Origin of the sequence: Nonomuraea sp. NPDC049784 (assembly GCF_040659615.1) — a bacterium.
In the GTDB taxonomy this organism is placed as follows: domain Bacteria; phylum Actinomycetota; class Actinomycetes; order Streptosporangiales; family Streptosporangiaceae; genus Nonomuraea.
In genome coordinates this window covers 1-22,094 of the sequence record NZ_JBFAMX010000138.1, presented here as the reverse complement: position 1 = coordinate 22,094, position 22,094 = coordinate 1, and the positions used below count along the sequence as shown (strand labels likewise).

Here is a 22,094-nt window from a genome sequence, read left to right as displayed (position 1 = left end):
GTGTGCAGCACCTCGCCCAGCTTGGCGGCCCTGGCCTGGAACTCGCCGGTGTTGAGCAGCTCGATGACCGCGATGCCGACCGCGCACGCCAGCGGGTTGCCGCCGAACGTGGACCCGTGCTGGCCGGGGTGGATGACCCCGAGCACGTCACGGTTCGCGGCGATGGCGGAGACGGGTACGACGCCGCCGCCGAGCGCCTTGCCCAGGACGTAAATGTCGGGCACGACACCCTCGAAGTCGCACGCGAACGTCTGCCCGGTGCGCCCCAGCCCCGACTGCACCTCGTCGGCGATCATCAGGATGCCCTGGGCGGAGCAGAACTCCCGGATCTCGCCCAGGTACCCGTCGGGCGGCACCAGCACCCCGGCCTCGCCCTGGATGGGCTCGACCAGCACGGCGACCGTGTTCGCGTCGGCGGCCCGCCTGATCGCCTCGGCGGAGCCGTACGGCACGAGACGGAAACCCGGCGTGAACGGGCCGAAGTTGTCGTGTGCCTCCGGGTCCGTGGAGAAGCTCACGATCGTGGTGGTGCGGCCGTGGAAGTTGCCCTCCATCACGATGATGTTCGCCTGGTCGGGCTCCACGCCCTTGACCTCGTAGCCCCACTTCCGCGCGACCTTGATGGCGGTCTCGACGGCCTCGGCCCCGGTGTTCATGGGCAGGATCATGTCCTTGCCCGTGAGGTCGCCGAGTCCGGCGCAGAACTGCGCGAACTGGTCGTGGTAGAAGGCGCGGCTGGTCAGGGTCAGGTTCTTGAGCTGTTCCTGAGCGGCCTCGATGATCTTCGGGTGGCCGTGGCCGAAGTTGAGCGAGGAGTAGCCGGACAGGCAGTCCAGATACCGCTTGCCCTCGACGTCGGTGACCCAGGCGCCGTGCGCCTCATGGATCACGACGGGCAGTGGATGGTAGTTGTGCGCGCTACGGCGCTCGCTCATTTCGATGAGCTCTGCGCTGGTGGTCATGGTCAGTTCTCCCCCCTGATCTCCAGTGTGCAGCACTTGGGGCCCCCACCCGCCTTGCGCAGCTCCGACAGGTCGACCGGGATCACCTCGTAGCCGCGCCTCTTGAGCTCCAGTTGGAGATTCGACGCCTCGGCGTTGATGACCACGTTCCTGCCGTCGCTGACCGCGTTCAGCCCGAGCACCTCGGCGTCCTCGGCGGTCGCGAGCACCGCGTCGGGGAACATCGTGCGCAGCACCTTCCTGCTGCCCTCGGAGAAGGCCTCCGGGTAGTACGCGACGTTGCGGCCGTCGAGCGGGAACAGCGCCGTGTCGAGGTGGTAGAAGCGCGGGTCCACCAGCGTCAGGGAGATCACCGGGCGGCCCAGGTACTCCTGCGCCTCCTGGTGCGCGACCACGTCCGTGCGGAAACCGGTTCCGGCCAGGATGACCTCGTCGAGCGTGAGGAAGTCGCCCTCGCCCTCGTTGACGTGGATCGGCTCGCGCGTCGGGTAGCCGCGCTCGGCGAACCACCGCAGGTAGGCGGGGCCCTCGGGGCCGCGCTCGGGGTAAGCGAACCTGGCGCCGTAGACGCGGCCGTCCACGACCAGCGCGCCGTTGGCGGCGAAGACCATGTCGGGCAGCCCCTCGATCGGGTCGATCAGGCTGACCCGGTGCCCGAGCTCCTCGTAGGCCGCCTTCAGGCCCTCCCACTGCCGGACCGCCACGTCGCGGTCCGCGCCGGCCTCGGGATGCATCCACGGATTGATCGCGTACTCGACCGTGAAGTAGTCCGGACGGCACATCAGGAAGTGTTTGGGCATGCAGGTCTCCGTCGAGGTTTATGGATCGATGTCCCGATTGGGGGGACGGAGACAGCCTAAGAATGTACGTTTACGCAGGCCAAGCGTCTGGCATTGCGTGTTGGCGCGGGTCTGTTGCGTGTATCAGAGCGCCGGATGCGATCCGTTGCGCGGCTCCGGCACGGCGGCGCCAGGAGGGGTGTCCACCAGCCGCGAAAGCACAATGGAGCTCTTGGTCCGCACCACGAACGTCTCCGCCGCGATGCGCTCGATCACCCGCTCCACGTGGCGCACGTCCGTGGCCCTGATGTGCAGCAACGCGTCCGCCTCGCCGGTGATCGTGGCCGCCGCCACCACCTCGGGGAACTTGGCGACGGCCAGCGCGATGTCCGAAGGTTTGGTCTTGCCCTGGCAGAACAGCTCCACGTACGCCTCGGTCGTCCAGCCGAGCGCCTGCGGCGCCACCCTCGCGCTGAACCCGGTGATCGCCCCCGTCTCCCGCAACCGGTCGACCCGCCGCTTCACCGCCGACGCGCTCAGCCCCACGTGGTGGCCGATGTCCGCGTAGGTCGCGCGTGCGTCCTCGACAAGCGCGGCGATGATGTCACGATCAAGCCGATCCAGTTCCACGCGCCTTGTATACAGCCTGGCCAGGCTGGCGCGCGACGAGCGGCGCGCGGGAAACTGGGCGTGCTGACAGCCATCGGAAGGTATCCGCCAAAATGAGCACCGCAAGCTTCCCCGAAGGTTTCGTGTGGGGAGTGTCGACTTCGGCCTTTCAGATCGAGGGGGCCACGTCCGCCGACGGCCGCGGGCCGTCCATTTGGGACGGCTTTTCCGCCGACCGCGCCGAGGCCTGCGATCATTACCACCGCCATCCCGAGGACGTGCGGTTGATGAAAGACCTCGGAATGGCCGCCTACCGGTTCTCGGTGAGCTGGGCGCGGGTGTTCCCCGAGGGCGCGGGAAAGGCGAACGAGGCCGGGCTCGACTTTTATGACCGGCTGCTCGACGAGCTGCTCGCGGCGGGCATCACGCCTTATGCGACCCTTTACCACTGGGACCTGCCGCGGGCGCTCGAAACGCTCGGCGGCTGGCCGTCCCGCGACACCGCCCGCCATTTCGCCGATTACGCCTCGGCGGTTCATGACCGGCTCGGGGACCGGGTCGACACCTGGTTCACGCTGAACGAGCCCTGGGTGGCGGCTTTCCTGGGATACGGGTCCGGCGTTCACGCGCCGGGCAGGAAATCGGCCGCGGACGCGTTCAGGAGCGCCCACCACATGCTGCTCGGGCACGGCCTGGCCACGCAGGCCCTGCGCTCGGCCGGGGCCACGAGGGTCGGGATCGTGCTCAACATCTCGCCCGTCATGACACCCGCCCAGGTGAGCGACTTCGGCAGGGAGCTGTCGGAGGAGGACGCCGAGGCCGTGGCCAGGATCGACGCGCTGGCCAACCGGCAGTTCCTGGAGCCGGTGCTGCGCGGGTCGTACCCCGCCGAGTTGCTGCCCATCATCGAGCGCCACGGCGGCCTCGACCACGTCCGCGACGGCGACCTCGACACCATCGCGCAGCCCGTGGACCTGCTCGGCGTCAATTACTACACCCCGCAGGTGGTGCAGGCACAGCCCAGTGAAAGCGCCGACCCGGCCTTTCCCGGAAGCGAGGGTGTGCTGTTCTGCACGGTTCCCACGGCGGTCACCGCAATGGGCTGGCCGATCGTGCCCAACTGCCTTGCGCTGCTGCTGCGGCGCATTTCCCGCGAATATCCCGAACTCGATCTGATGATCACCGAGAACGGCGCCGACTTCGTCGACACGGTGACCGGCGACGGCATTCACGACGTGGACCGCATCAGCTTCATCGAGGAACATCTGCGCGCCCTGCTGTCGGCCGTCGAAGAAGGCGCCCGCGTTCGCGGATATCTCGTCTGGACCCTGCTCGACAACCTCGAATGGGCCGACGGTTACCAGCGGAAGTTCGGCCTCGTGCACGTCGATTTCGCCACCCAGCGGCGGCGGTTGAAGGACAGCGCACTGTGGTACCGCGACGTCATCCGCCGCAACGGCCTCACCGAGACCCGCCCCAAGCGGCCCACCCTCGAAACCGTCGCCGCCCGCGCCGGTGTCTCCAGGGCCACGGTCTCGCGCGTGGTCAACGGCGAGGCGTCGGTGAGCGCGGACGTCCGCACGGCGGTGATGCGGGCCGTCACGGAGCTCGGCTACGTGCCCAACGCCGCCGCGCGCAGCCTGGTCACCCGGCGTACCAACGCCATCGCCCTGGTCCTGTCCGTCCCCAGGCAGGGGGACTCGCTGACGGCCGCCGTGGTGCAGTACGTCACCAGCATGCTGGAGGGCGCGGGCAAGCAGATCACACTCATGCTCGCGGACACGGCCGAGAGCCACCGGCGCATCGTCCAGCAGGCGGAGGCCCGGCTGGTGGACGGGGTCGTGCTGCTGCCGTCCGACCGGGCCGACACGCTCGCCGAGCGGCTCTCGCGTACCGGCGTGCCGATCGTGCTGCTGGGCAAGCCGGCCGTCACCTCGCTGGTGCCGTACGTGGACGTGGACAACGCCGGAGGCGCGGAGGCCGCCACCGAGCACCTGCTCGCGCGCGGGCGCCGCCACATCGGCATGATCTGCGGCCCCATGGACCTGGTCGCCGTCCAGGACCGCCTGGCCGGGCACCGCGCGGCGCTGCACCGTGCGGGCCTGCAGCCGCTGCTGGCCCTCGCGGACCTCACCCGTGCCTCCGGCGCGGCGGCCGCCCGCCAGCTGCTCGGCGACGACCCGTCGCTGGACGCCGTCTTCGCCGCCACCGACCAGCTCGCCATCGGGGCGCTGCAGGCCGCGCGGGAGGCAGGGCGGCGGGTGCCCGAGGACCTGGCGATCGTGGGCTTCGACGACATCGACGCCGCCTCGGCCACCACGCCGGGACTCACCACCGTGCGGGTTCCGCTGGCGGACCAGGCGCTGGCCCTGGCGCGGCTGCTGCTGTCCCGGCTGGAGGGCCGCCACACCACGTCCGTCGTGCTGCCGACCCGGCTGGTGGTCCGGGACTCCACCTGACCCGCTGCGGCAAGAACGATGGCAGCGAGGGCCAAGCCCGAAACATCGGCGTAGCGGTGGTCGAAACATCGGCTTAGCGCCAGGTCGGTACGGTCGGTCCCCATGGAGCCCGATGCACTGAGCCTCGCGATGGTAGTGCTCCCACCATCGCCGGAGGCCGAGGCCGTCTACCGTGAACTGCTGAAGACGGCGCCGGTGCCGGAGCACGAGTTCCTGGCCGGCGCCGCCGCACCCGCCGAGGTCCGCCGCTGGCTCGCCGCGTTCCTCGCCGCCGGCCTGATCCGCCGGGACGCGGACGGCCTGCTGCGGATCTGCCCGCCGCGGACCGCGCTGGAGGCGTGGGCGGCGCAGCGCGAGATGGAAGCCGCACGGGCCCGGGCGAGCGCGCATGCGCTGTCCCAGCTGTACACCGCTGTGCACGGCACGGGCGCGACGTTCGTCGAAGTGGTCGAGGGCAAGCTCGCGGCCCGGGAACTGTTCCGGGCGTTGCAGGCCGCCGCCCGGACCGAGGTGCGCGGACTCGAGCGCGGGCCGTACTTGTCCGACGCCCCGCCGGCGCCGGAGGAGGTGCAGCTCGACGGCATGCGCCGCGGGCTGCGCTACCGTGCCGTCTACGACGGGAGCGTGCTGCACGACGAAGCGTTGCTCGCCGCCGTACGCGATGCCGTGGCCGGCGGCGAGCAGGCGCGCGTCTTCGCCGACGTGCCGGTGAAGTTGCTGCTGTCCGACGCGGACCGGGGACTGATCATGTTGCCTCGCACGGGCGGCGGAGACGCCGACGCGCTGCTGATCTACCCGTCGAAGCTGCTGGATGTGCTGTCCGAGCTGTTCGAGGTGTTCTGGCGGTTGGGCGCGCCGATCCACGCGGCCGGCGGCCGCGCCATGGCGGACGCGGACGCCGGCCGGCCCGACATCGAGTCCGGCTCGGATGCCCAGCGGCTGCTGGTGCTCCTCACCGCCGGGTTGACCGACGAGGCCATCGCCCGTGACCTCGGCGTCAGCCAGCGTACGGTGCACCGCCGGGTCAGCCGGCTGCAGGAGCTGCTGGGAGCCCGGACCCGGTTCCAACTGGGCGTGCAGGCCAGCCGCCGGGGCTGGTTGTGATCGGGCTGACTGAAACCAGTCATGTCTGGTCTTCGCCGCCGCCAACCGATGTGCGGGGCAGCTCCCTCCGGCCATGGTGGTGGCGAACCCAGTTGCACCGAGAGGACGACACCATGCTTCACTTAGCGCCCGTGCCGCGCCACGCGAACCGTAGGCGCCGACTCGCGGCCATCGGGACGTCGCTGATCGCGGCGGTCCTCGTGGCTGTGCTCAGCACGCCACCCGCGGCGTCCGCCAGCGGCGCCACCGAGCCGGACACCGCCGCGCTCGCCGGCGCCCTCGCGCAGCAGCAGATCACCTGGGAGCCGTGCGAGCTCGGCACCGTGACCGCCGAGCAGGAAGCGGCGCTGCGGCTCGCCTGCGCGACCGTGACCGTCCCACGGGACTGGCACGATCCACGGGACGGCCACACGCTGCAGGTCCGCATCTCCCGCACGGTGGCCACCGGCTCCGACCGCAAGGGCATTCTCCTGGTCAACCCCGGCGGCCCCGGCGGCAGCGGGCTGTCTCTCGCGCCGTACGTGGCACTGGCCGGCCCCGCCGTCGGCGAGCACTACGACGTCATCGGCTTCGACCCGCGCGGCGTCGGCCAGAGCAGCCAGCTGTTGTGCTCGGTCACCTTCGACAGTGAGATCCACAACACCAACGACAAGATCACGCAGGCGAAGGTCGCCGGCTGCCGCGGCACCGAGCTGACCAAGTACATCACCACCGAGCAGACCGTGTACGACATGGACTTCATCCGCGGCCTGCTCGGCGAGACGAGGATGAACTACCTCGGCTACTCGTACGGCACCTGGCTCGGCACGTGGTACGCGTCCACCTTCCCGGGCAAGGTCAACCGGATGGTGCTCGACTCGGTCGCCGCGGTCGACTCGCCTACCCTGCAACAGACCTGGGACCTGCAGCCGTTCACCCGCGACCGGGCGTTCCAGGAGCAGCTCATGCCGTACATCGCGCGCCACGACGACGTGTACGGCCGGGGCACCGACCCGATGGCGGTCCGGCAGCTGTGGGAGCGGGCCGGCGGCACCCGGGTCGGCATGGGGCCGTTCATGTTCGGCTGGTTCATCCTGGGCGCGCTCTACAACACCGAGAACTATGGCGTCGCCGCGGCCGCCGTGGACTACGTCATCGACTACTACGAGCAGTGGAGCGGCTGGACACCGGAGCAACTGCTGGCCGACGCGACCGCCAAGCTGCTGGCCCGGCCCGGACTGACCGCCGACCAGCGGGCGTACGTGGAGCAGGCAGCCGCCGAGGCCAGGGCCGGTCTGACGGCTGGCGCGGACCGAGCGAAGCCGGCCGAGTCCGCCTACGAGTACACCTACGACATCGACTACGTCTTCGAGGTGATCCGCTGCCAGGACGGCCAGTGGAACCAGAGCGTCGGCTACTGGCGCGCCTTCAGCGACCGGCTCACCCGTGACGCGCCCTTGATCGCGCCGTACGTGCAGGACCCGCCGGCGTGCGCGTACTGGCCGACGAGCAACGCCATGCCCGCTCCGAACCAGAAGACGTTCCCGAAGGTGCTGATGCTGCAGAGCGAGCTCGACGTGGCCACCGCGTACGAGGGCGCCCTGTCCGCCGCCCGGCACCTGCCCGGGGCTCGCATGATCAGCGTCGACAACGAAGGCAGCCACGGCGTCTTCCCCTACTACACCACCTGTGTCGACGACCGGGTCTACGCGTATCTGCTGGACGGGTTGTTGCCCGACGACCAGTTCACCGCCTGCCAGGCGGTGCCGCTGCCCGACGAGACGGCCGTGTACGAAGTGGGCGGCAGCCTCCAGCCGAAGGGCACCGTGCGGACCCAACTGGTCAGCGACGACATGCGGGCGGCCAACAAGATGCTCAAGCGCATGCTGCGCACTGAGCCCGGCCCGTCGTACCCCGAGTAGTCATCACGCGGTGACACCGCGCGGATGGCCGGTCCCACCCGAGGCCGGCCATCCGCGTCGGCGGATCCGCTTGTCAGGAGCGGGTACGGCGCTTGAACGGTGGTCAAGCAGCTGAGCGCGCAGCGGCAGCCGGACAAGCCACACCAGATCATCGTGTTCAGTGACCTGATCAACAACCGGGGAGATCTGAACATCAACAAGCTCTCTGGAGGGAGGCCTTCGAGGCGGCGGGTGCGACCATGACCGACCTTCTGTAGGAGAGCGCTCGTCACCAGTGCGGGATATTGGCGGCGGGTAAACCCTGTGTTGACATCATCTGAGAGAGCGCTCCCTCAGCGGGGGTGAGCGGGCTGGTGCAGGTCCGGCTGGACAGCCTCACCGCCGCTCCCATCGGGGACTTCGCCGTCGCCGGCACGGGCGGGTGGCAGAGCTGGCGTACGGTGCCCGCCAACATCTCGGCCGTGACGGGGACGCACACGGTGTACCTGACGTTCAGCAGCGGTCAGCCGGCCGACTTCGTCAACGTCAACTGGTTCACGTTCTCGACCGGCTGAGAGGCTCTCAGAGGGTCTCGAAGAGGTGTGGGAAGACCTTGGAGACCTTGGACAGCAGGTACTCGCCGTAGGTGCCGGTGAAGTCGACCTGGCCGTCCCACCTCTGGCCGGGCGCATACGGCAACGGCGGTACCTCGCTGTCCCAGCCGGGGTCGAAGAAGAACGGGAAGCTGAGCCGCTCGTTTCCGCTGCGGTTGCGCACCCGGTGCGGGGTCGAGCGGTAGTGACCGCCGGTGAGCTTGTCGAGCATGTCGCCGATGTTGCAGACGAACGTGTTCTCCAGCGGCGGGGCCTCGATCCAGCCGCGCGGCGTGCGGACCTGGAGGCCGCCGTTCGCGTCCTGGAGGAGGAGGGTGAGCAGGCCGTAGTCGGTGTGCTCGCCGACGCCCCACGTGTCGGGGTCGTCCGGCGGAGCGGGCGGGTAATGAAATATCCGGAAAAGTACGGTCGGGCGGGCGGTGTAGCCGGCGCGGAAGTAGTCCTCGTCCAGGCCCAGGCTCAGGGCGATCCCCGACATGACGCACTGGGCGAGCGCGGTCATCGTGCCGAGATACTCGAGTACGGCCTCGCGCAGCTCGGGGACCTGGGCGGGGAACAGGTTCGGGCCGTGCAGCGGGAGCGGGCCCGGTGGCTCCTCGGAGCCGAAGTAGATGCCTTCCTTCAGGTCAGGCCGCCCCGAGGTCAGCTCGCCGCCGACCGGGAAGAAGCCGCGCCAGGCCTTTCCTCCCTTGTCCATGGAGATCTCGGCCTTCACCTCTTCGGGGAGGGCGAAGAAGTGCCTGCTCGCCGCGTCGAGGCGGGTGAGGAGGTCCTGGGGCATGCTGTGGCCGGAGACGTAGAAGAAGCCGCTGTCCCTGCAGGCGGCGCCGATCGCGTCGGCGACCTGACGCTTGGCGGCCCCGTCGGTGTTGGCGAGGAGGGGGGCGACATCGATCACCGGCAATTCGCTCACGCCGTCATTTTGACACTTTCCTCGGTGGCGGCACCGTCGAGGCACGGTCCGGGGTGGGCGCCGGCCGGCCCACCACGTAATCGGCCCACGTTGCGCCGTAACGGCGGCCGACCGGTGAAGGGTCAGTGGGCGTCTCCTGGAGGGCCATCAGCCCCATGCGGCGGGTGGCGGTCCGTAGGCGCAGCCGTACAAGATGGGGGGTTTGAGACACGTGCGGCGCCGCACGAAGCACGGCGGCGCATGAGAGAAATGAAACACGTGCGGCGCCGCATGAAGCACGGCGCCGCATGAGAAAGCACAAGAGACCAATGATCAGCCCTTGTCGGCCTCGCCGGTGGCCTGTTCGAGCTGGTCTTCGGGGGAGGCCTCAAGGTCCTGCTCGGCATCGGCGCCCGCCTGGGCGGAGGCCTTGTCGAGGCGCACCCAACTGGTCACGCTCTCCACCGCGAACAACACGAAAAGGTACGCCGTCAGCAGCGCCAGCACCGGCGTCAGCACGCCAAGCGCCGCTCCAACACCGATGATCGAGAGCCTCAGCTCCCAGCCCAGCCCCGCGTGGAAGACCCAAGCAGGCGGCCAGATGCTCTGCCGCGTCCGATAGACCGTGTCGTAGGTGTGATAGCCCACGACGTAAATCAGAACGAAAAGCAACCACTTGGGCGCGTCGGCCGCGAAGCCGATCGCGATCATGGCGAGGAACTCGGTGCCGCGCAGCAGCGGCGGCGTCAGCCAGTCGAAGCGACCCAGGTGATCGCGCGGCGCCGTGGGCAGGATGAGCAGCAGGGCGATCGCCGCGGGCACGAGCAGGATCGGGCCGGGCTGGAGCAGACCCGCGGCCGTGATGGCGGCGACGGCGAGCAGGGCGACGAGCGTGGCGGGCACGGGAGGCAGGCCCCGACCCAGCCGACCGGCCAGCACGTGGGCGAGGGGGCCATCGTCGCGGTAGGCGAGCAGGCGGGCGGTCTGGATTCGCCGGCGTTCCTCGTCGGGGTCCGGTGTGGGGGTGGCCATAGCCTGCGGTTGAGTGATCATCGGAATCGCGGCGTGGGAGGCCCTGCCTTCAGGCAGGGGTGGAAACGCCGCATCCCTCCTTTCGCGTGGTGTAGCCGTAGCCGTCCGCGCGCTGGAGCAGACGGAAGTGCTTGTGCCGTAGGCCCTGGATGAGGCCGTGGCGGGTGCGGATGTTGAAGCTGCCGGTGGCGCGGACGGCTATGCGGCCGACGTGTGTTCCGGCGTGCTTGCCGGTGAGGATCACGGCTCGGGCAAGGTCTCCGGTCTGGTAGTCGAAGAACGTCTTGTGCCGGGGGAGCCGCAGGCGAGGGAAGCCGTAGGCGTCAGTGCGGGTGCGGCTATACGTGCCACGCCCGGTCGCCATGATGGCGAGTACCGTCGCCGGATAGGCACTGATGCTGTCGAGGTGCCCGACACACAGAGCATCGAGAGTGTGAGTCTTGGGCAGGCCCGCGCGGGTGCGATTCCACTTGGTGCGGCCGCCCGAGGCGGTTCGTGTCTGGCCTGGGAAGGCGGTATCGAGAGCCCGCCACAGAGCCCAGCGGGTGGCGTTGACAGCGGCGGCATCCCGCAAGGGTGCCTTGGTCTGGGTGAGGACCGTCGCGAGCTGCTTCGGTCGGCAGCGTAGAAAGTCCTCAATGGGCCGGTTGGACTTGGCCTGGTTGCAGGGGATGCAGGCCAAGGCCAGATTGCTGACGCGGTCGGACCCGCCCAGTGAACGTGGGCGAATGTGGTCGATGTTCAGCGGCACGTTCTTCGCACCGCAGTGGGCGCAGGCCCGCCGCCACTTGGCGAGGAGGTATTCGCGTACCTCGTATCCAGCGAGGGTGCCGTGCTGGTACTCGACTCCTTCCAAGGGACGTCCGGCGGTGAGGACGTGGGTGTCGAACGCCACTCGCTCTACGTGGACGGCGTGGACTGGAGCCCAGCGGGCCAGCCGGTGAACCCATGACATCGTGGTGTCCACCCGATGCCGCAGGGACGGGGCGAGCCAGCCTTCGGGGCGGCCCCGGTTGTTGAAGCGGGGGGCGCGGTAGCGCAGGTTCCGTGACCGACGGGCGCGCCGGTAGGCGGCCCGCTGGGCGAGCTTGTCCCTGATGGTGCCGCCGCGGTGGGCGAGTTCGATCGCGTACAGCCCGCGCCGGTCGCGACCAGCCGTGGTGAACACGGCGATGCCGGTGTGCTTCGATCCGGGGTCGATCCCGATTTCCGCACCGTCGACCTGCGACTGGTCGACGGTGCGGTCCTTCAGTCGGATCACGAACGGTGCATGGCGATGCACGACCGCCCGACCGGCCTTGAGAAGCTTGCGCGCTCTTGCGGGCGTGGTGGGCTGCAAGGGGGTGCCGTGCTTGTCGAGCACGAACACCACCGGGTGGCCCTCACGGGCCTTCTCCCCAACCGAAGGATTGGGGGTAGCGTCGCCGGCGTCAGATGAAACGCTGGCGGTCTCCCCTCGCACATGTCCACTACCGGGTGCCGTGCGGCGCTGCGGACCCGTTTCGTCCCTGTTCCCGGGGTTGTCTGGTGCCCGCAGTTCAAGAGCCAACTGCTGAGGAAGCACAGTTGGGTTGGTCTTCTGTCCTGTAGCGAACGTAGCCATCTGGGTCACCTCCCTTTGGCGATGGCTGGTGCTGGTAACGGCGGGCCTCAGCCAGTGGCGCTGAAACCCTCGCCTTCAGGCGGGGAACCCGTTACACGAGCGACCTCATGAGGCGTCCGGTGAGGGTGTAGGCGGCGGCGACGGAGCCCCAGATCACCAAGGTGATGAAGGTGATCCGGGCGTCGAAGAGGGCGGCGGTGATCGCGATGGCCGCGAACCGCTCGCCGATGGGGAAGACGATCATCTTGCGCGCCCAGTGGACGGTGCGGAACTTGCCGGCCTTGGTCCACATCTTGAGCAGGCCACGCAGTCCCTGGCTCCGCTCGACCTTGCGGCGGGTGAGTGCCTGGCGCAGCTGGCGGTCGTCGGGCGCGTCGAGCGGCAGCGTGGGCAGCGGGGACGGGGGCTTGCGGCGGTTGGCGACGCCGAAGGAGAAGTCGAGCAGGTGGCGTACGGACTGCAGGCCGATCGCGGCCAGCGCCAGGATCCAGATGTCGTCGCCGTTGCCCGAGACCACCCAGCCGATGGCCAGGCCGGCGAAGACGACGTACTCCTTGAACCGGTCGAACGTGGCGTCCAGCCACGCCCCGAGCACGCCGAACTTGCGCGCGTAGCGGGCGACCTGCCCGTCCACGCAGTCGAAGACGAACGCGAAGTAGATCAGCAATCCGCCCAGCACCATCCACGGCCGGTCGCCGGTGGCGAAGCAGGCGGCGGCCGCCACGCCCAGCGTGATCGAGATCAGCGTCACCTGGTTGGGCGTGAGGCCGCGCCTGGCCGCCCAGCGGGCGATGAAGCGGGAGTAGGTGGAGACGAAGTACGTGGTGAAGAAGCCGTCGGCGCCCTTGACCGCGTTGTTGAGCCTGGCCCGGTCCTCGTCCATGCCGGCCATCTCGGCGCCGGCCTCGTTGACCTCCTCCTGCGTCGTGACCCGGCGGTAGAACAGGTCACGCCGGCCCCTGATGCCGACCGACACGCCCTTGCGTACCAGCCCGAACACGATGAGCTGCACCAGGTCGTCGTCCTCGCCGAACGAGGAGGCCATCGCGGCCAGCTCGCGGCAGGTCTCCGCCAGTATCGGCGCGTTGCGCGCGCTCACGTGCAGCGGGCCGAGCAGGATCGCGTTCGGCCTGGTCACGGCGTGGTGCGCGGTGCCCACCGACACCACGCGCGACTTGCCGACGCGCGAGCGCACCGGCAGCCCTTCGAGCCGGTTGGGGCCGATCTCGGGCTCGGCCTCGTCGATCGGGACGTGGTCCTCGGGGCCGTTGTCGTCCTGCTCCTCCTCCTCTGTCACCTCCGGACGCGGCTCCTTGGCGACGAGCGCCAGCGCGCCGCGCTTGGCCTTGGTGATCTGGTAGATCAGCTCGTCGTGTACGACTGAGTTTTCCGGGATGATGAAGAGGTTCTCCGTTGCGGACTCGGCGACGTCGGCCAGGGCGCGCAGGGCGGCGGCCACATCGCCTGACTCGATCGTGGCGAGCCGCGGATCCAGGGAAGTGAGCTGGCTGCGTAGTCGCTCGGCCACGGTGGGGTTGCCGGGTAGCGCGGCCAGCCTCAGGCCGGTCGGAGAGGTGTCGGGGCCGGGCGAGGCGCCCAGCAGGACCACGCGGGTCATGACTCCCTTTCGAGGCGGTAGCGGGGGGTTGAACAACGGGTAATGCGGGGACAGACGTCAAAGTCTAATGAGAGTGACGTAAAGTCGCGTCACCAGAGCATGCCCGTAACATGACTTCGATCCGGCCGTAAGATGTTCGAGTGAGTCTCTACCGTGACGAAGGCGTAGTTCTACGCACACAGAAGCTCGGTGAGGCCGACCGTATCGTCACCATTCTGGCAAAGCGCACCGGCAAGATCCGGGCCGTGGCGAAGGGCGTGCGCCGCACGACGTCCCGCTTCGGGGCCAGGCTGGAGCCGTTCACCCACGTCGACCTGCAGTTGCACACCGGCCGTACGCTCGACGTCGTCACCCAGGCGGAGACCATCAGGCCCTACGGCGAGGCGCTGGCCGCCGACTATCCCCGCTACACCGCGGGCAGCGCGATGCTGGAGACGGCCGACCGGCTGACGCACGGGGAGAAGGAGCCGTCGCTGCGGCAGTTCCTGCTGCTGGTGGGCGGGCTGCGCACGCTCGCCGACCGCGACCACGAGGCCCGGCTGGTGCTGGACGCGTACTTCCTGCGCTCGCTGGCCGTGGCCGGCTACGCCCCCGCGCTCGACGCGTGCGCCAAGTGCCAGGCGCCGGCGATCAGGGCGTTCGCCATCGTCGCCGGAGGAGTGGTGTGCGGGGCGTGCAGGCCCGCCGGCTCGGCCGTGCCGGCGGGAGAGACGATCGGGCTCATGACGGCGCTGCTGCGCGGCGACTGGGCCACCGCCGACGCTTCGGAGTCGCGCCATCGCAGCGAGTGCAGCGGACTCGTGGCCGCCTATCTGCAGTGGCACCTCGAACACGGAATACGCTCTCTCCGACACGTCGAAAGGGAGCCTGTGTGAACGTACGACCTCCGACCCCGCATCCGTCGGGCGCGACGCCGCCGCCGATCCCGCGCGACCTGGTGCCCCGGCACGTCGCCATCATCATGGACGGCAACGGCCGCTGGGCCAAGTCCCGCGGACTGCCCCGCATCGAGGGGCACAAGGCGGGTGAGTCCTCGCTGTTCGACGTCATCGAGGGAGCGCTCGAGCTGGGCGTTCCCTATCTGAGCGCGTTCGCGTTCTCAACGGAGAACTGGAAGCGGTCGCCCGACGAGGTCCGCTTCCTCATGGGGTTCAACCGCGACGTGATCCGGCGACGGCGCGACGAGCTCAACGCCATGGGCGTGCGCGTGCGCTGGGCGGGCAGGCCCGGGCGGCTGTGGAAGAGCGTCATCTCGGAGCTGCAGACCGCCGAGGAGATGACGGTCGCCAACCGCAAGCTGACGTTGCAGTTCTGCGTCAACTACGGCGGGCAGGCCGAGATCATCGACGCGGCGGTCAAGCTGGCCCAGGACATCGCGGCCGGGCGGGTCAAGCCGTCGAAGGTCAGCGAGAAGGTGTTCGCGCGTTATCTGGACGAGCCCGAGATCCCTGACGTGGATCTGTTCGTGCGCTCGTCGGGGGAGCAGCGGTTCTCGAACTTCCTGCTGTGGCAGTCGGCCTACGCCGAGATGGTGTTCCTCGACCGGTTGTGGCCTGACTTCGACCGCCGGGACCTGTGGGAGGCGTGCGAGATTTTCGCCAAGCGCGACAGGCGATACGGCGGGGCGATCCCCAACCCGGTCTGACCGGCCGCTGCGGTAACGGCCCGGATGCCGGTGGACGGTCCGCAGCGCCCACCTCCACCGGCTCGCCGCCGCGAGGCAGCAGCCGGCACGAGCCGCGCAGGATCACATGAAACCCGGCTCCTGTCGCGGCCGGACCACGTCGGCCCGCATCGCGCCGACCACCTCACCACCCACGGCGTGGTGACCCTCTGGCCGCTAGCTATACATAGGTATAGTCTGCTGTTCGTAGGAATAGTGAGCTGTACCTATGAATAGGAGCTGGTAGCCGATGGCTTCCGCACGTGGAGTCGGCCGGGCAAGCACCCTCGCGGGCACCGGCCAGCTCATCCGCCTGGCGCTGCGCCGTGAACGGGGCATCGCGCCCTGGTGGATCCTCCTGATCGTGACCATGGCCCTGGCGATGGTGTCCTACGTCAACAGGAACATGGGCACGTACGAGCTGAAGGTCAACTACACCGACCTCGTCACCAGGAACGCCTTCCTGCGGGCGCTCGGGGGCGGCCTGGTCGAGCCGCGGCTGGAGGTGCTCGCGACGTGGCGCAGCGGCGGCTTCCTGTACGTGGCGAACGCGTTCGCGGCTCTCATGTCGATCGTCCGGCACACCCGCAGGGAGGAGGACGCGGGCAGGAGCGAGCTGGTCCGGTCGGGCGTGGTGAGCCGCCACGCGCCCCTGACGGCCGCCCTGCTGGTCGCGGGCGGGATCAGCCTGGCCGCCGGCGCCCTGACTGCGGTCGTGGTGATCGCGGCCGGGTTCCCGCTTGTGGGGTCCGTCGCGTACGGCGCCGCGATCATGGTCGCGGGCTGGGTGTTCGCCGCCGTCGCCGCGGTGGCCGCCCAGCTCGCGCGGAGCGCCCGCACGGCCACCGCGATCAGCCTGTCGGTGCTCGGCGCCGCCTACGTGATGCGCTACGCCGGTGACGCGACCGGGCAGTACTGGCTCAAGGCGCTGTCTCCCATCGGCTGGAGCCATCTGGTGCGGGCGTACCAGGGCGAGCGGTGGTGGATGCTCGGGGTGTCGATCCTGGTCGCCGCGATCCTGTACGCGGTCGCGTACCGGCTGCTCGACCGCCGCGACCTCGGCGCGGGCCTGCTGCCCGAGCGCCTGGGCCGGGAGTCGGCGCCGGAGCTGCGCGGCCCCATCAGCCTGGCCTGGCGGCTGCACCGCGGCCTGCTGGTGAAGTGGGCGGCCGGCGTCGCCTGCTTCGCCGCGGCGGGGGCCGGGCTCAGCCCGCTCACCCGGGACCTGCTCTCGCGGCCGAGCATCGTGGTCGAGAACATCACGCACACCCTCGGCCTGTCCGACCTGGGCAGGACGCTGGGCGCCTACTCGTGGTACCTGATCCTCATACTCGCGTACGCCGTCGCGCTCTACCCGGTGCTCATGACGCTGCGGCTGCGTTCGGAGGAGACCTCGGGCCGCGCCGAGACCGTGCAGTCCACTCCGATGACCCGCCTGCGCTGGGCCGCCGGGCACCTGGTGGTGACGGGGCTCGGCACGGCGGCGCTGATGGCCGTCGCCGGGCTCGTGTTCGGCACGCTGTACTCGGTGCTCGTGGGCGACCTCGCCACCGACCTGCCGCGCTTCCTGGCGGGGGCGCTGAGCACCGTGCCCGCGGCGTGGTGCGTGGGGGCGGTCTGCATGCTCGCGTACGGGCTGCTGCCGCGGGCCAGCGTGGCGATCTCCTGGGCCGTCTGGCTCCTGACCGCCGTGCTCGGCCAGGTCGTCGGCCCCCTGTACGGGCTGTGGGGCGGGAGCCCACTGGAGCCGTTCCACTACATCCCGAACGCGATGATCGGGACGCCCTTCGAAGCGCGCCCCACCCTCACGCTGATGGCCCTCACGGCGCTGCTCCTCGGCGGCGCCCTCATGGGTCTGCGCCGCCGCGACTTCGGCTGAATGATCTAGTATGTCGTGCCACTCGACCAGATCGGAGGGCGAATGGGCGGCCATTCCGTCGAGGTGCGGTCCGACGTGGTGGTCAAGCGATACCGATCGTCGGGCTACGACGAGCCCGAACGCGAGTGGCGAGCTCTGAAGCTGCTGGCCGGACACGATCCCGGCCTGGCTCCGGCGCCGGTGACCGCCGAGCTGAGGGCCGATCCCCCGACCGTGGTGATGTCCCGCCTGGACGGCGCGGCCGTGAGCGGGGAGATCACGGGGAAGCTCGTCGACGCCCTGGCCGAGGCCGTCACCGGTGTCCAGCAGGCGATCCCGCCGCGGGTGCTGGAGCGGGTGCCGCCGCGTGCCGGGCACCCGGTCGAGCTCCTTCAACTCGTACGCAAATGGGCTGCGGCGGCCGAGCCCGATCCCGCGATCGCCGAGGCGCTTCGCGCGGCCACGGCCTGGGTGGAGCGGCCGGCCCTGGAGCAGCTGCTCGCGCGGCCCGGCACTCCGGTGTTCGGCACCGGCGACGGGAACATCGCCAACTACCTGTGGGACGGCACGAAGGTCCGGGTCATCGACTTCGAGTACTCCGGCCGGAGCGATCGCGCGTTCGAGCTGGCCGAGGTCACCGAGCACATCGCGGTCTGGGAGAACGACCCGGCCGGGATGACTGCCGTGCTCGAACGGCTCGAGCTGACCACCGAGGAGGCCGCCAGGCTCACGGAATGCCGCCGGCTCATGGCGCTGTTCTGGCTGCTGCGGGCCCGCGAGGAGATCCGGTCCGAGCAGGCGGACCGGATGCTGGCCCTGCTGTAGAACGCCGCCGCCGCTACGACGGCTCGGCGAGCGAGCGCGTCAGGCGTACTCCTTCGTCTGCCCACGCCGCCGCGCACGGCGTGCTCGGCGACGGCCAGTTCGCCCACGTAGGCGTCCGTCGCGCCGGTGAAGTGCCGCTGGCGGCTGACGGAGACCACGCCGATGACCCGGGAGTCGTCGCCCTCCACGGCGACGAATACCGCGCCGTTCCGGTCCGCCAGGGAGTCGGTGAGCCATCGTTGTCCCGCCTGTATGGCGGCCTGGTGATCTCGCCAGGCCGCCACACCTTCGGCGAGCCTCGACGCCAACGTCAGAACAGCTTCACGGTCCTCGTCGCGGGCAGGTCTGATCTGAATGAGCGCTTGGTCGACGTTCATGGGCAAGCAGCATTACAGATGAGATGCCGCGGAAAAAAGGGCCCGCCTCGCGCTCAGAGGGCGTCGGCGAGGCGGTCGACCTGGTTCGGGTCGCGGCCGTAGCAGTACAGCATCACCTCGTCCGCGCCGAGGTCCGCGTACTGGGCGATGGCCTGGCGGATCTCGCCCGGCGTGGTGAGCATGCCGGAGACCATCCGGTCGGCCATGCCGGTGAACTCGTAATAGGCGCCCATGGCCGTACGGGCCTCCGCGACGACGTCCTCGGGGCCGAGCGCGACGTTGACCTGGGTGACGATGCGGGGCGCGCCGGAACGTCCCGCCTCCTTCCAGAACCGGTGAACGGTGTCGATGAGCCCCCCGGCCCAGGACGGCGGGGCGGCGGCGAGGAACCCGTCTCCCCAGCGCGCGACCCGGGCGAGCGCGGCCGGCTGGAAGCCGCCGAAGAGCACCTCGGGGCCTCCGGACCGCGCCGGGAGAGGTCCGATCGGGCCGGCCCCGTCGCCGTACGGCTCGCCGGACCACAACCGGCGCATGACGGCCATCTGCTCATCGAGGCGGCGACCGCGAGTGCGGATGTCGGTGCCCGCGACGAGGTGGTCGTCCTCGCGGCCGCCCACGCCGACCCCCAAGACCAGCCGGCCGCCGGAGATCAGGTCCAGGGTCGCGGCCTGCTTGGCGAGCAGGGCGGGCTCGCGAAGGGGCGCGAGCAGGACTTCGGTCTGTACGCGTACGCGTGTGGTGGCTCCGGCGATGACCGCTAGGGCGACCAGCGGCTCGGGGTTGTCGTAGACCAGGCGGTCGAGGAGAGCGAGAGTGGTGAAGGGGCCGGCATCAGCGCGGCGGGCCCAGTCGAGCAGTGCCGCGGGGTCGCTGATGGGCAGGCCGAGACCGACGTTCATGAAGTACCTCCGTGAAGGGGCATGCGTAATCGATGCCGCCCCTCCAGGACCTCCACGACGGGGGAGGCAGGGCTCCCGTTCTGCGGCGCACTTCTGGGAAGCTCCTGATCAAGTGGGCTCACTCTAAGGGAACGCCACTACGCCGGGCAAACCCGCGGTGCTCAGGTGGGGTCGCCTTGATGGGCGCCGATGTTCGGCTGTGTGTCCCGGGAGATCGGGGTGCCGTGGATGTCGCGATCGCCGTCATCGTGAATGGCGAGTCCGGCGCCGAGGGCCGGGGAATCGCCGTCGAGCCGGAATCCGAGCAGGTTTTCCGGATTGACGAATTTCGGGTCCGCGACCACGGGGTTGGCGTGGTGCTGCGGCACGGTGACGTTGTAGTAGAGGTTGTGGTCGTAGACGCCCACCGCGTCATTGATGGCCGAGCCTTCTCGGCGGCCGAAGAAAATGTTGTTGGTGAAGGCGATCGGCGTGTGGTCGCCGCGGCTGCCGACGATCGTCCCGGCGGAGGGGCTGTAGATCACGTTGTTGTAGAACTTCACGTTCTTGATGGCGTTCGCGCAGCCGTTGGCGACGACGGGGATCTCGAAGGTGCCCAGGAGCAGGTCCTTGTCGTTCTGGCTGATGTTGTAGCGGATCGTCGCGCCATCGGTGTGCGAGCCGGCGATCGCGCAGAACAGCATGAACGGGCCGTTGTTGTCGTGGCTGTAGTTGTACTGGTAGACGAGGTCGGAGTTGCCCGCGTCCACGCTGAGCGCGAACGACGGCGGCGTCGCCGAACCGCCGGTGATCTCGTTGCACTGCACGACGGGGCGGATCGAGTTGGACGCGAGAATCGCGGCTCGGGATTCCGCCGTGCGCAGGCCGAACCCGTCGACCTTGTTCTGTTCCGTCAGCGAGTCGACGCCGTTCTGCACGAGGATCCCGTCCCCGCCGAGCCCGCTGAGTTCATTGCGGAAGATCCGCACATTGGTGATGGGGACGAAATGGTTGGTGCCGGCCGAATAGAGCTCGTGGCGATTCCACTGCGACAGCGTGCCGATGCCGATGTTGTCGACGTCGGACACGGTGTTGTGCGAGATCTGGATCCCGTCGAATCCGGTGGCCACCTGGGAGCCGGCGGCCTTGAACACGATGCCACCGCTGTTCTCCACCTCCGGTTTCAGGGAGTCGCAGCCGACCACGTCGTGGACCACCACATCGTCGACCACGTAGTGCCTGCCGATGCCGTAATCCTCGAGCAGGACGTAGATGCCCGCGTGGGGAGTCGCGTCCTGGGGGCCGGGATTGGAGATGTCGAGCTCGCGGATCTCCCAGCCTTCCACGTTGTGCAGGAACACGGTGGCGCGTGCCCCATCGCCGGCGATGGCGGGACGGGCGCCGGTGCCGTAGGAGCCGATGACGATGGGGTTGTCCGCGGTGCCCGAACCCTGCGGCTTCAGGACTCCCTCATAAGTGGTGCCGCGGCGGAAGAGAATGGAGTCGCCCGGCTTGAAGACGATCGAGTTGATCTGCTCCAGGGTCCGCCACGCCGCATGCGAGGTAAGGCCGGAGGCGGAATCGTCGCCTGAGGCGGAATCCACGTGATAACGCGCGCCGGTTCGAAGAGGTGGGCTCTGCACCATGAAGCTCACTCCAGAAAAGGGACAGCCCCCTGCGGGAGGGGGCTGTCGTGGGGACGGTCAGCTGACGCAGGGGCCTTGGTAGGCGCCGATGTTCGGCTGCCCGCTGGCGGGCACCTGGGCGCCGAAGATGTCATGGCCGCCGTTGCCGGCGATGGAGACCCCGGCGGCGATGGCCGGCGAACCGCATCGCAGCCGGTATCCGAGGATGCTGTCGAGGCCGGTCCCGCTTCCGGGATTGACGAATTTCGGGTCCGCGATCACGGCGTTGGCGTGGTTCGAGGGCACGACGACGTTGTAGTAGAGGTTGTGGTCGTAGACGCCCACCGCGTCGTGGATGGCCGAGCCTTCCGGGCTGCCGTAGAAGATGTTGTTGGTGAATTCGATCGGGGTGTGGTCGCCGCGGCTGCCTGCGATGGCCTTGGCGGTGGGGCTGTAGATCACGTTGTTGTAGAACTTCACCCTCGTGATCGCGTTGTCGCAGCCGTTGGCGACGACGGGGATCTCGAAGGTGCCGAGGAGCAGGTCCTTGTCGTTCTGGCTGATGTTGTAGCGGATCGTCGCACCGTCGGAGTACGTGCCGGTGAACGCGCAGAACAGCATGAACGGGCCGTCGTTGTCGTGGCTGAAGTTGTACTGGTAGACGAGGTCGCGGTTGCCGGCGTCGACGCTGAGCGAGAACGACGGCGGAGTGGCGGAACCGCCGGTGATCTCGTTGTACTGAACGACCGGCCGGTCGGAGTTGAACGCCACGATTCCGGCGTGCGAGGCGCTCGCCCGCAGGCCGAATCCGCTGACGATGTTCCATTCCGTCACCGGGTCGATGCCGTTCTGCACCAGGATGCCGTCGCCGCCCTGATCGGTGAGCTTGTTCAAGGAGATGCGCACGTTCTTGTTCGGCACGAAGGTGTTCGTGCCCGCGGGATACAGGTCCCGCTTGGACCACTGGGAGACGATGCCGATCCCGACGTTGTCCACGCCCGAGATGACGTTGCGCGTGATTTCGACCCCGTCGAATCCGGTGGCCACCTGGGAGCCGGCGGCCTTGAACACGATGCCGCCGCTGTTCTCGAGTTCGGGCTGCAGGCAGTCGCAGCCGGGCACGTCGTGGATCTTCACATCGCTGATCTTGTAGTGCTTGCCGATGCCGAAGTCGTCGAGCAGGACGTAGATGCCCGCGCGCGCGCTGCTGTCACGGGTGGCCTCGTTGGAGATGTCGAGCTCGCGGATCTCCCAGCCCTGCACGTTGTGCAGGAACACGGTGGCGCGTGCCCCGCCGCCGGCGATGGCGGGGCGGG

The 22,094-nt window shown here is 69.3% G+C and carries 18 protein-coding genes; 8 read left to right on the top strand and 10 right to left on the bottom strand.

Annotation, left to right across the window (positions count from 1 at the left end; genetic code table 11):
- The 3 genes from rocD to AB0J09_RS26475 all read right to left on the bottom strand — a co-directional run.
- Positions 1-962 (bottom strand): ornithine--oxo-acid transaminase (gene rocD, locus AB0J09_RS26485; protein ID WP_360696403.1); only part of this gene is annotated, 962 nt, incomplete at its 3' end.
- A gap of 2 nt (positions 963-964) precedes the next feature.
- Positions 965-1,762, bottom strand: a complete 798-nt coding sequence (gene ddaH, locus AB0J09_RS26480; protein ID WP_360696400.1) for a dimethylargininase — start codon at positions 1,760-1,762, stop codon at positions 965-967.
- Between the two features lie 123 nt (positions 1,763-1,885).
- Positions 1,886-2,371 carry an Lrp/AsnC family transcriptional regulator gene (locus AB0J09_RS26475; RefSeq protein ID WP_360696397.1) on the bottom strand — a complete coding sequence of 162 codons (486 nt, stop codon included), beginning with the start codon at positions 2,369-2,371 and terminating at the stop codon, positions 1,886-1,888.
- Between the two features lie 92 nt (positions 2,372-2,463).
- Between AB0J09_RS26475 and AB0J09_RS26470 the strand changes: the two genes are divergently transcribed.
- The 4 genes from AB0J09_RS26470 (at position 2,464) to AB0J09_RS26455 (ending at position 8,368) form a co-directional block, all read left to right on the top strand.
- Positions 2,464-4,809: a GH1 family beta-glucosidase gene (locus AB0J09_RS26470; RefSeq protein WP_360696394.1), complete on the top strand. Its 2,346-nt coding sequence runs from the start codon at positions 2,464-2,466 to the stop codon at positions 4,807-4,809.
- A 102-nt stretch (positions 4,810-4,911) separates the two neighbouring features.
- Positions 4,912-5,913: a helix-turn-helix transcriptional regulator gene (locus AB0J09_RS26465; RefSeq protein ID WP_360696391.1), complete on the top strand. Its 1,002-nt coding sequence runs from the start codon at positions 4,912-4,914 to the stop codon at positions 5,911-5,913.
- A 113-nt stretch (positions 5,914-6,026) separates the two neighbouring features.
- The gene (locus tag AB0J09_RS26460) at positions 6,027-7,814 is read left to right on the top strand and encodes an alpha/beta hydrolase (protein WP_360696388.1); all 1,788 of its coding nucleotides are present in this window, start codon (positions 6,027-6,029) and stop codon (positions 7,812-7,814) included.
- A 341-nt stretch (positions 7,815-8,155) separates the two neighbouring features.
- On the top strand, positions 8,156-8,368 hold the full coding sequence (locus AB0J09_RS26455; RefSeq protein WP_360696385.1) for a carbohydrate-binding protein: 213 nt from the start codon (positions 8,156-8,158) through the stop codon (positions 8,366-8,368).
- 7 nt (positions 8,369-8,375) lie between these two features.
- Here the strand turns inward: AB0J09_RS26455 and AB0J09_RS26450 are convergent, their stop codons facing one another.
- The 4 genes from AB0J09_RS26450 to AB0J09_RS26435 form a co-directional block, all read right to left on the bottom strand.
- Positions 8,376-9,320: a 2-oxoglutarate and iron-dependent oxygenase domain-containing protein gene (locus tag AB0J09_RS26450; protein WP_360696382.1), complete on the bottom strand. Its 945-nt coding sequence runs from the start codon at positions 9,318-9,320 to the stop codon at positions 8,376-8,378.
- A 312-nt stretch (positions 9,321-9,632) separates the two neighbouring features.
- Positions 9,633-10,331, bottom strand: a complete 699-nt coding sequence (locus AB0J09_RS26445; RefSeq protein ID WP_360696380.1) for a DUF5941 domain-containing protein — start codon at positions 10,329-10,331, stop codon at positions 9,633-9,635.
- Positions 10,332-10,380: 49 nt separating this feature from the next.
- Positions 10,381-11,694: an RNA-guided endonuclease IscB gene (gene iscB, locus AB0J09_RS26440; RefSeq protein ID WP_360696406.1), complete on the bottom strand. Its 1,314-nt coding sequence runs from the start codon at positions 11,692-11,694 to the stop codon at positions 10,381-10,383.
- 331 nt (positions 11,695-12,025) lie between these two features.
- Positions 12,026-13,552 (bottom strand): CDP-alcohol phosphatidyltransferase family protein, encoded by a 1,527-nt coding sequence (locus AB0J09_RS26435; RefSeq protein ID WP_360696377.1) that lies wholly within the window; start codon positions 13,550-13,552, stop codon positions 12,026-12,028.
- Between the two features lie 140 nt (positions 13,553-13,692).
- On the opposite strand from AB0J09_RS26435, the gene recO reads away from it, so the two are divergent.
- The 4 genes from recO (at position 13,693) to AB0J09_RS26415 (ending at position 17,898) form a co-directional block, all read left to right on the top strand.
- The gene (recO, locus tag AB0J09_RS26430) at positions 13,693-14,427 is read left to right on the top strand and encodes a DNA repair protein RecO (protein WP_360696374.1); all 735 of its coding nucleotides are present in this window, start codon (positions 13,693-13,695) and stop codon (positions 14,425-14,427) included.
- Positions 14,424-15,197 (top strand): isoprenyl transferase, encoded by a 774-nt coding sequence (locus tag AB0J09_RS26425; protein ID WP_360696371.1) that lies wholly within the window; start codon positions 14,424-14,426, stop codon positions 15,195-15,197. Before recO ends, AB0J09_RS26425 begins: the two co-directional genes overlap by 4 nt.
- 268 nt (positions 15,198-15,465) lie before the next feature.
- On the top strand, positions 15,466-17,094 hold the full coding sequence (locus tag AB0J09_RS26420; RefSeq protein ID WP_360696368.1) for a polyketide antibiotic transporter: 1,629 nt from the start codon (positions 15,466-15,468) through the stop codon (positions 17,092-17,094).
- Positions 17,095-17,136: 42 nt separating this feature from the next.
- On the top strand, positions 17,137-17,898 hold the full coding sequence (locus tag AB0J09_RS26415) for a phosphotransferase (RefSeq protein WP_360696365.1): 762 nt from the start codon (positions 17,137-17,139) through the stop codon (positions 17,896-17,898).
- Between the two features lie 430 nt (positions 17,899-18,328).
- Here the strand turns inward: AB0J09_RS26415 and AB0J09_RS26410 are convergent, their stop codons facing one another.
- The 3 genes from AB0J09_RS26410 to AB0J09_RS26400 form a co-directional block, all read right to left on the bottom strand.
- A complete protein-coding gene (locus AB0J09_RS26410; protein WP_360696362.1) occupies positions 18,329-19,174 on the bottom strand; it encodes an LLM class flavin-dependent oxidoreductase in 846 nt (281 codons plus the stop codon).
- Between the two features lie 161 nt (positions 19,175-19,335).
- The gene (locus tag AB0J09_RS26405; RefSeq protein ID WP_360696359.1) at positions 19,336-20,757 is read right to left on the bottom strand and encodes a hypothetical protein; all 1,422 of its coding nucleotides are present in this window, start codon (positions 20,755-20,757) and stop codon (positions 19,336-19,338) included.
- A gap of 99 nt (positions 20,758-20,856) precedes the next feature.
- The coding region (locus AB0J09_RS26400) for a hypothetical protein (RefSeq protein WP_360696356.1) at positions 20,857-22,094 on the bottom strand (1,238 nt) is incomplete at its 5' end.

Coding starts and splice junctions, on each gene's coding strand:
- ddaH (WP_360696400.1), bottom strand. CDS start 1,762: ATGCCCAAACACTTCCTGATGTGCCGTCCGGACTACTTCACGGTCGAG.
- AB0J09_RS26415 (WP_360696365.1), top strand. CDS start 17,137: ATGGGCGGCCATTCCGTCGAGGTGCGGTCCGACGTGGTGGTCAAGCGA.
- AB0J09_RS26420 (WP_360696368.1), top strand. CDS start 15,466: ATGGCTTCCGCACGTGGAGTCGGCCGGGCAAGCACCCTCGCGGGCACC.
- AB0J09_RS26465 (WP_360696391.1), top strand. CDS start 4,912: ATGGAGCCCGATGCACTGAGCCTCGCGATGGTAGTGCTCCCACCATCG.
- AB0J09_RS26410 (WP_360696362.1), bottom strand. CDS start 19,174: ATGAACGTCGGTCTCGGCCTGCCCATCAGCGACCCCGCGGCACTGCTC.
- AB0J09_RS26435 (WP_360696377.1), bottom strand. CDS start 13,552: ATGACCCGCGTGGTCCTGCTGGGCGCCTCGCCCGGCCCCGACACCTCT.
- AB0J09_RS26460 (WP_360696388.1), top strand. CDS start 6,027: ATGCTTCACTTAGCGCCCGTGCCGCGCCACGCGAACCGTAGGCGCCGA.
- AB0J09_RS26470 (WP_360696394.1), top strand. CDS start 2,464: ATGAGCACCGCAAGCTTCCCCGAAGGTTTCGTGTGGGGAGTGTCGACT.
- AB0J09_RS26445 (WP_360696380.1), bottom strand. CDS start 10,331: ATGGCCACCCCCACACCGGACCCCGACGAGGAACGCCGGCGAATCCAG.